The 12,048-nt window shown below is 39.2% G+C and carries 6 protein-coding genes, 2 tRNA genes and 2 rRNA genes (1 of these 10 running past the window's edge); 6 read left to right on the top strand and 4 right to left on the bottom strand.

Features of this window, described 5'->3' with window-relative positions; genetic code table 11:
- From ABXT71_RS07455 to ABXT71_RS07440, 4 genes are all read right to left on the bottom strand, one after another.
- Positions 1–1,275, bottom strand: a 23S ribosomal RNA gene (locus ABXT71_RS07455); it reaches 1,567 nt to the left of the window's first position.
- A 255-nt stretch (positions 1,276–1,530) separates the two neighbouring features.
- Positions 1,531–1,604: transfer RNA gene (locus tag ABXT71_RS07450), tRNA-Ala, on the bottom strand.
- Between the two features lie 165 nt (positions 1,605–1,769).
- Positions 1,770–1,843, bottom strand: a tRNA-Ile gene (locus ABXT71_RS07445).
- A gap of 154 nt (positions 1,844–1,997) precedes the next feature.
- A 16S ribosomal RNA gene (locus tag ABXT71_RS07440) occupies positions 1,998–3,519 on the bottom strand.
- The 16S and 23S rRNA genes sit together here with 2 tRNA genes alongside, the layout of an rRNA operon.
- 924 nt (positions 3,520–4,443) lie before the next feature.
- Between ABXT71_RS07440 and ABXT71_RS07435 the strand changes: the two genes are divergently transcribed.
- The 6 genes from ABXT71_RS07435 to ABXT71_RS07410 all read left to right on the top strand — a co-directional run bounded on the left by ABXT71_RS07435 (position 4,444) and on the right by ABXT71_RS07410 (position 11,876).
- A complete protein-coding gene (locus ABXT71_RS07435; RefSeq protein WP_415370705.1) occupies positions 4,444–7,383 on the top strand; it encodes a sulfatase-like hydrolase/transferase in 2,940 nt (979 codons plus the stop codon).
- A gap of 87 nt (positions 7,384–7,470) precedes the next feature.
- A complete protein-coding gene (gene thrS, locus ABXT71_RS07430) occupies positions 7,471–9,414 on the top strand; it encodes a threonine--tRNA ligase (protein WP_415370704.1) in 1,944 nt (647 codons plus the stop codon).
- Between the two features lie 87 nt (positions 9,415–9,501).
- The gene (infC, locus tag ABXT71_RS07425) at positions 9,502–10,014 is read left to right on the top strand and encodes a translation initiation factor IF-3 (protein WP_415373082.1); all 513 of its coding nucleotides are present in this window, start codon (positions 9,502–9,504) and stop codon (positions 10,012–10,014) included.
- A gap of 110 nt (positions 10,015–10,124) precedes the next feature.
- Entirely contained in the window at positions 10,125–10,322 is a 198-nt protein-coding gene (rpmI, locus tag ABXT71_RS07420; protein ID WP_415370703.1) for a 50S ribosomal protein L35, read from the top strand.
- A gap of 140 nt (positions 10,323–10,462) precedes the next feature.
- The gene (gene rplT, locus ABXT71_RS07415) at positions 10,463–10,807 is read left to right on the top strand and encodes a 50S ribosomal protein L20 (RefSeq protein ID WP_415370702.1); all 345 of its coding nucleotides are present in this window, start codon (positions 10,463–10,465) and stop codon (positions 10,805–10,807) included.
- 622 nt (positions 10,808–11,429) lie between these two features.
- Positions 11,430–11,876, top strand: coding sequence for an FKBP-type peptidyl-prolyl cis-trans isomerase (locus ABXT71_RS07410; protein WP_415370701.1), 447 nt, complete (start codon positions 11,430–11,432; stop codon positions 11,874–11,876).
- Positions 11,877–12,048: the final 172 nt, after the last annotated feature.

The following is a 12,048-nucleotide window of genomic DNA, read 5'->3' as shown; positions in this document are numbered from 1 at the left end:
CTTTTCTATCCGTTCCAGCAAGCCTCACGACTCACCTTCAATACAAATAGAATGCTCCCCTACCACTCTCGCCCCTAGGGCGGAGTCCATAGCTTCGGTAGTATGTTTATGCCCGATTATTATCCATGCCGGATCGCTCGACTAGTGAGCTGTTACGCACTCTTTAAATGAATGGCTGCTTCCAAGCCAACATCCTAGCTGTCTGTGCAATCCAACCTCGTTTATTCAACTTAACATACATTTTGGGACCTTAGCTGATGGTCTGGGTTCTTTCCCTCTCGGACATGGACCTTAGCACCCATGCCCTCACTGCTGATCATATTTTATAGCATTCGGAGTTTGTCAGGAATTGGTAGGCGGTGAAGCCCCCGCATCCAATCAGTAGCTCTACCTCTATAAAACTAATATCAACGCTGCACCTAAATGCATTTCGGGGAGTACGAGCTATTTCCGAGTTTGATTGGCCTTTCACCCCTACCCTCAGGTCATCCCAAGACTTTTCAACGTCAACGGGTTCGGTCCTCCACTGTATGTTACTACAGCTTCAACCTGCCCAAGGGTAGATCACACGGTTTCGCGTCTACTACTGCTAACTATGGCGCCCTATTCAGACTCGCTTTCGCTACGGCTCCGAACCTTAAGTTCTTAACCTTGCTAACAACAGTAACTCGTAGGCTCATTATGCAAAAGGCACGCCGTCACAGCGTAAAGCCGCTCCGACCGCTTGTAAGCGTATGGTTTCAGGATCTATTTCACTCCCTTATTCAGGGTTCTTTTCACCTTTCCCTCACGGTACTAGTTCACTATCGGTCTCTCAGGAGTATTTAGCCTTGGCGGATGGTCCCGCCGGATTCATACAGGGTTTCACGTGCCCCGCACTACTCAGGATACCACTATCTTAACTTCCTTTACTTATACCGGGCTATCACCGTCTATGGCCACTCTTTCCAAAGTGTTCTAATTCATCGAGTCTCAAATGTCGTGGTCCTACAACCCCGATATTGCCGTAACAATATCGGTTTGGGCTATTGCGCGTTCGCTCGCCGCTACTAGCGCAATCACTTTTGTTTTCTCTTCCTCCGGGTACTTAGATGTTTCAGTTCTCCGGGTTTGCCTCCTTGCGGATACTATATCTTCAATATAGTGGGTTGCCCCATTCGGAAATCTTCGGATCAAAGGGTATGTGCCCCTCCCCAAAGCTTATCGCAGCTTATCGCGTCCTTCTTCGCCTCTGAGAGCCTAGGCATTCCCCATACGCTCTTATTTTGCTTATTGTACTTTTTTGCTCTTAATGAGTATTTATGCTTGATAAATAATACTTCCTTAATAGTAATGAGTAAACTCAATACTACATCAAAAGCACTAATTAAAAAGACTTTTAATTTATTACTTTTCTCGTATTCTTATTTCAATATGTCAATGAACGTTTTTCTTGTAAACAACCCAATCTCGATGGTAAAAGAAACTATTTTACTTCTTACAGTATCCTTGGTTGTTCTTATACCTATCTTCTTTGCGTCTGAAGAATTGTGGAGAATATCGGAGTCGAACCGATGACCTCCTGCGTGCAAGGCAGGCGCTCTAGCCAGCTGAGCTAATCCCCCATTTTAAAGCATTTAGTAGTTAGTAGTCAGTAGTCAGTCCTCTCGGATGTGTACTTAGTACCGCATACGGCGTACTGTAAAACTGGTATTAACCAACTTCTAAAATTTCCTTCAATATGTTTTAATGAACTTGTTATTTCCGAAGAAATAAAATAATATTTAATGTAGTCTCAGGCAGACTCGAACTGCCGACCTCTACATTATCAGTGTAGCGCTCTAACCAGCTGAGCTATGAGACTGTAATAGCCTTTAGTTTTCAGTATCCTGTAATCAGTTTTGATATACTGATACGAATTCTTATAGACTGTATTATAATTAAAATTGACAACTAAACTGCAAACAACACCCTCGGTGTAACTGAACTTATAAGCTCAACGTCGTATCTTTCTCTAGAAAGGAGGTGTTCCAGCCGCACCTTCCGGTACGGCTACCTTGTTACGACTTAGCCCTAGTTACCAGTTTTACCCTAGGCAGCTCCTTGCGGTGACCGACTTCAGGTACCCCCAGCTTCCATGGCTTGACGGGCGGTGTGTACAAGGCCCGGGAACGTATTCACCGGATCATGGCTGATATCCGATTACTAGCGATTCCAGCTTCACGGAGTCGAGTTGCAGACTCCGATCCGAACTGAGATAGGGTTTATAGATTCGCTCCTGGTCGCCCAGTGGCTGCTCTCTGTCCCTACCATTGTAGCACGTGTGTGGCCCAGGACGTAAGGGCCGTGATGATTTGACGTCATCCCCACCTTCCTCACAGTTTGCACTGGCAGTCTTGTTAGAGTTCCCGACATGACTCGCTGGCAACTAACAACAGGGGTTGCGCTCGTTATAGGACTTAACCTGACACCTCACGGCACGAGCTGACGACAACCATGCAGCACCTTGTAATCTGTCCGAAGAAAAGAGTATTTCTACTCCTGTCAGACTACATTTAAGCCCTGGTAAGGTTCCTCGCGTATCATCGAATTAAACCACATGCTCCACCGCTTGTGCGGGCCCCCGTCAATTCCTTTGAGTTTCATTCTTGCGAACGTACTCCCCAGGTGGGATACTTATCACTTTCGCTTAGCCACTCAATCCGAAGATCGAACAGCTAGTATCCATCGTTTACGGCGTGGACTACCAGGGTATCTAATCCTGTTCGCTCCCCACGCTTTCGTCCCTCAGCGTCAATACGTTGTTAGTGATCTGCCTTCGCAATCGGTATTCTAAGTAATATCTATGCATTTCACCGCTACACTACTTATTCTAACCACTTCACAACGATTCAAGACAACCAGTTTCAATGGCAATTCTACAGTTGAGCTGCAGACTTTCACCACTGACTTAGCTGCCCGCCTACGGACCCTTTAAACCCAATGATTCCGGATAACGCTCGGACCCTCCGTATTACCGCGGCTGCTGGCACGGAGTTAGCCGGTCCTTATTCTTACAGTACCGTCAAGCTGCTACACGTAGCAGTGTTTCTTCCTGTATAAAAGCAGTTTACAACCCATAGGGCCGTCATCCTGCACGCGGCATGGCTGGATCAGAGTCTCCTCCATTGTCCAATATTCCTCACTGCTGCCTCCCGTAGGAGTCTGGTCCGTGTCTCAGTACCAGTGTGGGGGATCCCCCTCTCAGGGCCCCTACCTATCGTAGTCTTGGTAAGCCGTTACCTCACCAACAAACTAATAGGACGCATACTCATCTTGTACCGTAACCTTTAAAATTCCTGTGATGCCACAAAAACTTACTATGGGGTATTAATCTTCGTTTCCAAAGGCTATCCCCCAGTACAAGGTAGATTGTATACGCGTTACGCACCCGTGCGCCGGTCGTCAGCAAGTAGCAAGCTACCTCTGTTACCCCTCGACTTGCATGTGTTAAGCCTGCCGCTAGCGTTCATCCTGAGCCAGGATCAAACTCTTCATCGTTAAATCTTAAATATATTTATACAACTTATCGAGCTCTCTCAAATTAATTCTCAGGTGTTATTCTTAGTTTAGTTATTCAATACAGTTACTGCAAGTTTCCAAGTAGTAACCATACGCTGTCAATTTCAATATGTCAATGAACTCCCCAATAAAGGGATTAAAATCTTTATACCTATATTATAGGTTAAAATCTCTTTGTAGATGCGAAGGAGTCGAACCCTCTTCTGTATTCCAAATCACCTTTTTTAATGAACTAATTCTCTAAGCGGCTGCAAATATAATACTGTTTTGCAAACTAACAACCCCTTTGTGAAAATATTTCAATTAATTTTAAAAGAACTTTTTTGCTTCGTTTACAACAAACTACGTTGCTTTCCTAAGCGGCTGCAAATATACTACCTTCCTAATGTTATGACCAAACTATTAATCAAGTTTTTTGCATAAAAACACATATTTATTCATAACCTCCTGCACACCTACAAATTACAAAATAATTATTTTTGGGTTAGCGATTGATGCGGCATCCTTTTTTGCCATTTTAGCAAAAAAGATACAGCGGAAAGCGCGGTCATTGTGCCATAAAAGGCATAATGAAACACCAAAACCTTAAAAACAAGTGGGAAAATAACAGGCCTAAATTTAAGAGCGAACATCTAAAGCACTGCTTTCTAAAGGACTAAATAAAGGATACTACTTGTGTTTAATTTTGTCTCTCTATTTTACTGACTGAGAAGCGCAAAAAAATCTAAAGAAAAGGCCAGTTTTTGATGTTCTAAACGATTGTTCTTAGCGCTTCTTTTTAGAATGTCAATTTAAAGGAGGCCTTCTCAAGATTCGTAAGTCAGAAATGAGATACGCTTTGCACTTCTTTGCGACCTATTATATTGTAATACTAAATTGTATTTTTGCTAAAAACAGCAGACCTTGATTCTACTACAATTTATCGTATTGTTCCTTTTTGGGATCACCATTTTAAAATTAACCCCTAAACAATGGGTTGCCTATATTTTTACTCTAGTCTTTACCCTTTTTACTACCCTTCAGTTTATCTCCTATTATACAATAGGAAACTTAATTGATTACAAATATGTAGAACACGCTAACCTAGCAGACATATGGAGTGTACGTGGCTACTATGCCGCAGAAATTGCGATGGGCTTACTTTCCTTCGTCTTGATACTCACTTTTACCCTCTTTATATATAGGTATGTGCGTAAAGTAAAAATTTCGAGATTGCTGGCGATCTTCCTGATTGCTGGCTGTGGAAGCTTTCTTTGTGTTTCCGAAAAAAGTATGGGGCATCAACTATATGATGTATATGCTATAAAAACAGCAAAATCCACGGGGTTTGAAGATGCATTAACTAAATTAACAATAGACCCGGCACGCTATGTGACTGCTGACAACATAGTAGCAACCCCCGGCAAGAACATTATTGTGCTATCTCTCGAGTCATATGAAAAAGGGTATTTATCTACAGGGCTCGATTTAACCCCTAACCTCTCAAAGCTTAAAAATGAGCACACCTACTATAATATGAATCAAAACAATGGAAGTAGCTGGACAGAAGCTTCTATTTACACCTCATTAACAGGCATGCCTGCCTATTTCAAATCTCCTAAAAACGAGACGTTTAATAACACCAAACTACAGACCATTGCAAATCTTGGAACCGTACTCGATAAAGCGGGATATGATATGACCTATTTGCTTGCAAAAAAAGAATTTTCTGGACTGAATGATCTTCTAAGCAATTTTGGCTTTACGGTTCTTTCAAATGAGGACTATAGTGGTAATTCTAAAGACACATATTGGGGGCTACACGATAAAGACATTTTTGAAATGGCTACAGAGCAAGTATTAGCAAAAAAAGATGGTGATAGGCCTTTCGCTATTTTCTTAAATACCATATCTGGGCATTTTCCAGAAGGGGTATATGATGATAGACTAGAGGGTGTTTTTCAAGAACGTAATTCTAAACTTGAGTATATGACCTACGCTGTTGATCATTTTATAGGAGAACTATATACTACACTTCAGAAAAACGGTCTACTTGAAAGCACTGAAATCTTCATCTATCCTGATCACGAATTTATGGGTGACCCAGTAAAACTCATTCCCGAATTCCCAAACGAGCGCGGTCTTTTTTTATTAACTACCGCTAACGAGCAGACACTAAAACACAACACTGACACACAGATCTCTCAACTACACATACCTCGTTTGATTATCAATGGGAGCGGTATTAAAACAAATGCTACTTTTTTGGTAGATTATTATAAAGAGGCCGATATTAATGATTTTACTGAAAGGAACATAAATAACATACTATCTATCAACGAACCAATGACCCAACGGTATACTTATTCCAACCTCATTGATGTCACCTATAGAGATAACACCATAACGATTAGCCAGGAAGACGGATATAAGACAACTTTAAAAAACATAAAAGAAAACAAATTATATCAAGTACATTTTAATCATAATGAACACTATAGTACTCTCACAGAGATTGATAGTTTTAAGAAATGGTGGCGTAGTCCAAATTTAAATTTGGTTTTTTCAGTCAAAGAAAACACTGTCTTTGGAAGCCTATCGAAACATAATACGATAGGAATATCCAAACACAGCCCAGAATCGATTTCATTCACAGAAGCCGAAATAGATATTTTTGAGGACTGGACTCTGATGCAGCCACAAATTAATAAGAACATCGACATACTTCATCTTAAAAGTGTAGTTGGTGATGTTCACAAAACGCGCGGTAATAGCTTTGCTTATACTGGAGCAGATACACACAATTTAAAAGAAGGCATTAATCTTCTTTCGGTACAGAATAATGTTTTTTACGTCGAAAATTATAATGTGAAGGACAATGAGGCCGCTTCAATGACATTTATGGAACGCTTGAGGAAATTATTTCCAAATAAGACGCCGTTTATCTTAGTCATAGAAGGCGGAATTGGCGATGGTCTAAGAATACATAAGGATGAACTGCAAAACTTTGGGCTGGACGAGCTAGCTACATTAAATTCTAAAACTGCCTATATTTCTTATATGAATAAAGCTGGCTATATGATAGAGATGACAGATAATCATTCTAAATACTACACCTCAACCATCTATTTTTTAGAAAAGCAATATATGACTGAATGGCTTTTAGACACGCCACGATACATAGCTAGCAGCGGAGGAATAATAGACAATGCAAAAACCACTAATTCACTAGAAGCATTAAATTTAAATTATAAAAAAGGCTTTAGATATTTTGAATTAGATCTCAGAGAAACTTCAGATGGAACTTTAATTGCGGTTAGAGACTGGGATTTTTGGAAAAAAATGACAGGGTATAAAGGTGTGGTACCTCCTACCTTGGCTATTTTTAAAGAATACAAATTGTTTGATAAATATACTACTCTTGATATTAAACAAATAGATGATTGGTTCTCTAAACATCCAGATGCTGTTTTAGTCACAGGCGCCATTAATGACCCCCTAAAAATTGCAGAAGCTATAAAAGATGTATCTCGAGTTATGGTCAACCTCGACACAGAAGCAGCCGTAATAGTAGCGCAAGACCAAGGTTTTAAAGATATTCTGATCACAAATAGACTACTTGCTTCTTGGGGAACTAATAAAATAGATAAACTTAAAGAACTTAACATTAACAAAGTCACCATTAGACATAGCGAAATGCAGAATAACAAAGCTATGTTCAGAAACCTAAAGGAAAATGGCATAAAAATTTATGTGACTCATGTTGATTTTGAGGCTGGTAAAGATGAAAAATACGTCTTTAATTATGACTTCGGCCTCGTCTATGGTATGTACGCGAACGACTGGGTTTTTTCTACGGAATAACCGTAGAAACTTCTTCAAATAATCGCTTAAATTTAGGTTGTCTAACATTTAGCAAGGTAGTATCTTTACGCTCACAAAAATCAAGACATGGTTAACGTTACTTTGCCAGATGGCAGTATTAAAGAGATGGAAAACGGCAGCACCGTTATGGATGTTGCAATGAGCATTAGTGAAGGATTAGCGCGTAACGTGCTTTCTGCATCTTATGATGGAGAGACCGTTGAGACCTCTACACCACTTACGCAAGATGGAAGCCTCGTATTACACACCTGGAATAATGACGAAGGTAAAAAAGCGTTCTGGCACTCTTCTGCACACATTCTCGCACAAGCACTTGAAGAATTATATATCGGTGTAAAACTAACTATTGGCCCAGCCATTGACAATGGTTTTTACTATGATGTAGATTTTGGCGACACTTCTTTTACAGAAAAAGAACTGGTCGAGGTAGAGAAAAAAATGTTAGAGATCGCTCGTGGAAAACACCCTTTTTCTTTGCGTTCTGTATCTAAAGAAGCCGCTCTTGACTTTTACAAAAAACAAAACAACGAATATAAAGTTGAGCTCATAGATAATTTAGAAGATGGTACGATCACATTCTGTGATCACGATTCGTTTACAGATTTATGTCGTGGGGGTCATTTACCTCATACAGGATTTATCAAAGCGATAAAATTGATGAGTATCGCAGGTGCATACTGGAGAGGTGACGAGAAAAACAAGCAGTTAACTCGTATTTACGGCATCACATTTCCAAAGCAAAAAGACTTAAAGGAATATCTAGAGTTATTAGAGGAAGCTAAAAAACGTGATCACAGAAAACTAGGAAAAGAACTTGAGCTGTTTACCTTCTCACAAAAAGTGGGACAAGGTTTACCGCTATGGTTACCTAAAGGAGCGGCATTGAGAGAACGTCTTGAAAACTTCTTGAAAAAAGCACAGAAAAAAGCAGGATATGAAACAGTCATAACACCGCACATAGGAAATAAAGAATTATACGTGACTTCTGGTCACTTTGCAAAATACGGGGAAGATAGCTTTCAGGTAATTAAAACACCGAATGAAGGGGAAGAGTTTATGCTCAAGCCAATGAATTGCCCTCATCACTGTGAGATTTATAACGCAAAACCAATGTCTTACAAAGACTTGCCGAAGCGTTTTGCAGAATTTGGAACAGTTTATCGATACGAGCAAAGTGGAGAGCTTCACGGTTTAACAAGAGTGCGTGGTTTTACACAAGATGACGCACATATTTTCTGTACACCAGATCAACTGGATGCAGAATTTAAAGAAGTGATTGACCTTGTACTATATGTTTTTGGATCTTTAGGTTTTGAGAACTTTACAACGCAGGTATCCATTCGTGATAAAAGTAAGCCAGAAAAGTACATAGGTGACCTTGATACTTGGGAAAAAGCAGAAAATGCAATCTTAAGCGCAGTAAAAGACAAAGGATTAGATTATGTTGTAGAAGAAGGTGAAGCGGCATTTTATGGCCCAAAGCTAGATTTTATGGTAAAAGATGCCTTGGGAAGAAGTTGGCAATTAGGGACAATACAGGTAGACTACAACTTGCCCGAACGCTTTGAACTCACCTATAAAGGTAGTGATAATGAACTACATAGACCCGTAATGATCCACCGCGCACCCTTTGGGAGTATGGAGCGTTTTGTAGCTATTTTACTCGAGCATACCGGCGGAAATTTTCCGTTATGGCTAATGCCTGAGCAGGTTGCAATTTTATCTTTAAGCGAAAAGTATGAGAATTATGCTGAAAAAGTTTTAAATCTCCTAGAAAAACACGAAATTCGCGCCCTTGTGGATAACAGAAGCGAGACAATTGGAAAGAAAATCCGCGAGGCTGAAATGAATAAAATCCCTTATATGTTAATTATAGGGGAACAAGAAGAAAATGACGGCACGATTTCTGTAAGAAAGCATAGCGAAGGAGATTTAGGAACCATGACGATAGATGCCTTCGGAAATATGATTACTGAGGCAATTGCTAAAGAAATCAAACCGTTCAAATAAGAATAATAACTTTCGCGTTAAGCGAAAACACTAAATACGTTAGCCATAGCAATACGACGAAAAAGAAGCCGAGGTCCTGCAAGGATCATTAAAGAAGATCAACACAAAATCAACAGGAAGATTCGTGCCGAAGAGGTACGTCTCGTTGGTGAAAATGTGGAGGTTGGGGTTTATAAAACACGACAGGCACAGGAGATGGCCGAAGAGCAAGAGTTAGATCTTGTAGAAATATCTCCTAATGCAAAACCACCGGTTTGCAAAATAATGGATTACAAAAAATTTGTCTACGAGCAAAAGAAGCGCGAGAAGACATTGAAGTCCAAAGCTACTAAAGTAATTATCAAAGAGATTAGGTTTGGTCCTAATACAGATGATCACGATTATGAGTTTAAAAAGAAACACGCGGTAAAGTTCTTGAAAGATGGAGCAAAACTTAAAGCGTATGTATTCTTTAAAGGACGTTCTATTATATATAAAGATCAAGGTGAAATCTTGTTGCTTAAGTTAGCACAAGAACTTGAAGACCTTGGGAAGGTTGAGCAAATGCCGAAGCTGGAAGGTAAACGTATGATTATGTTTATTGCCCCAAAAAAGAAGTAGACTTTAACTGCGCTCAGTCTGTATATTAAAAAATAAAAAGTAGCAGTTTTTACTGTTCTAAAAATATTCCGCATTGCGGAACTTGTGAAATAATAATAAAAATAGGAAACATGCCTAAACAAAAAACAAAATCGAGTGCTAAGAAGCGTTTCAAGCTTACAGGTACTGGAAAGATTAAAAGAAAGCATGCGTTTAAAAGTCACATCTTAACAAAGAAGTCTAAAAAACGTAAGCTTAAACTAACTCATGATGGTTTGGTAAGCAAGCCTGACCAGAGTAACGTTAAGCAAATGCTTCGTTTGAAGTAATTGCCTAACCGGTTCATTAAATTTATAAACCCTGGAGCTAGGCTGAAAAGATTTTAGATTGTCGAATGGCAATTTTAGATTTTTGAACTATAAAGTGTCGCAAAAAAACAGACCGCCTACTACAAAAAACAATTAAAAAGATGCCAAGATCAGTAAACAGCGTTGCCAAAAGAGCACGTAGAAAAAAAGTAATAAAGCAAGCTAAAGGTTACTTCGGAAGACGTAAAAACGTTTGGACAGTAGCAAAAAATGCGGTAGACAAAGCAATGTCTTACTCTTACAGAGACCGTAGAGCAAAGAAAAGAACATTTAGAGCGTTATGGATCACTCGTATTAATGCAGGTGCTAGACAACACGGAATGTCTTACTCACAGTTTATGGGAGGAATGAAAAAAGCTGGAATCGAATTGAACCGTAAAGTTCTTGCAGATTTAGCAATGAACCACCCAGAAGCTTTTGAAGCAATCGTAAAGAAAGTAAAATAAGACATTTATAAATCTATTATTTCACAATAAGAGAAAATCCCTACTTCCATTGAAGTGGGGATTTTTTTTGTCTAAAACTTAAATAATTTGAGTCCCAATAAACAAAGACACAAAAACCCTTAGGGCTATAGAAGAGAGCAACTAGAGCATCATGGATCAACCGGATTAATGCAGGTGCTATGCAACAAGGAATATTTTAACACAGTTTATGGGTTGAATGAAAAAAGCCGGAATCGAATTGAACCGTAAAGTGCTAGAATATTTAGCGAAGAACCACCCAGAAGTTTTTGACGCACTCATAAACAAAAAAAACAAGATGTTTAACCCTTACTTCTTTTAAAGCGTTGGCACAATTCTATTCCTAATTCAACTACTAACTGACATATTTACCGATTCAATTTTTTTGAATAAACCTATTTTAAAAAGGATTTTGAATGATACATTACTATCATCAGCGGGTTACAAGCCCATTTTTACTTTCAAAGTCTATCTATACCGGATTGTAAAATTTCATTTCATTTCTTGGCGTGATTTTGGCACCTACCTTTCACATAAGTTTAAACTAAAATATTTGCTGCGTAAGAATTATGCAAGAGAATATTTTTCAAATTAAAAGTACAGTATGATTCTAGTTAAAGAGAACGACACGGTTAAAGTAAAATACACAGGTAAGTTATCTGACGGACAAATTTTTGACAGTTCTGAAGGTAAAGAACCATTGGAATTTGTTTTAGGGAAAGGACAATATATCCCTGGCTTTGAGAAAGGACTAGTGGACATGAAGGTAAATGAAAAAAAGACCATTACAATTCCGAAGGAGGAAGCGTACGGTGAGATCAGAACTGATTTAACTCAAGAAGTAAAAAGAACCGAACTTCCACAAGATGTTACACCCGAAGTTGGTATGGGTCTCGTTTCTAAAACTCCAGATGGACAAGAAATGAATTTACGCGTAGTTGAAGTTAAAGAGGAAAGTGTTATCATAGACGGTAATCACCCTCTAGCAGGTAAAGACCTTATTTTTGATCTTGAAGTAGTGTCAATTAAAGACACAGTGGTTTCAGAATAAAATAAATCCCCCACTTCGCCTGAAGTGGGGGATTTCCATATGTTGTAAAATAATAACATCATCACAGTTAGATCCAGCACTTTTCCAAAAATTTTCAATAAGAAATAAAGCTACAGGCATACTTCTTTGAAAAAAATATAATTTGAACGCCGCCTGCATTTACCAAATATTT

The sequence above is a fragment of the Patiriisocius sp. Uisw_047 genome (assembly GCF_047730165.1).
GTDB lineage: Bacteria > Bacteroidota > Bacteroidia > Flavobacteriales > Flavobacteriaceae > Patiriisocius.
This window is presented reverse-complemented; position numbering and strand designations above follow the sequence as displayed.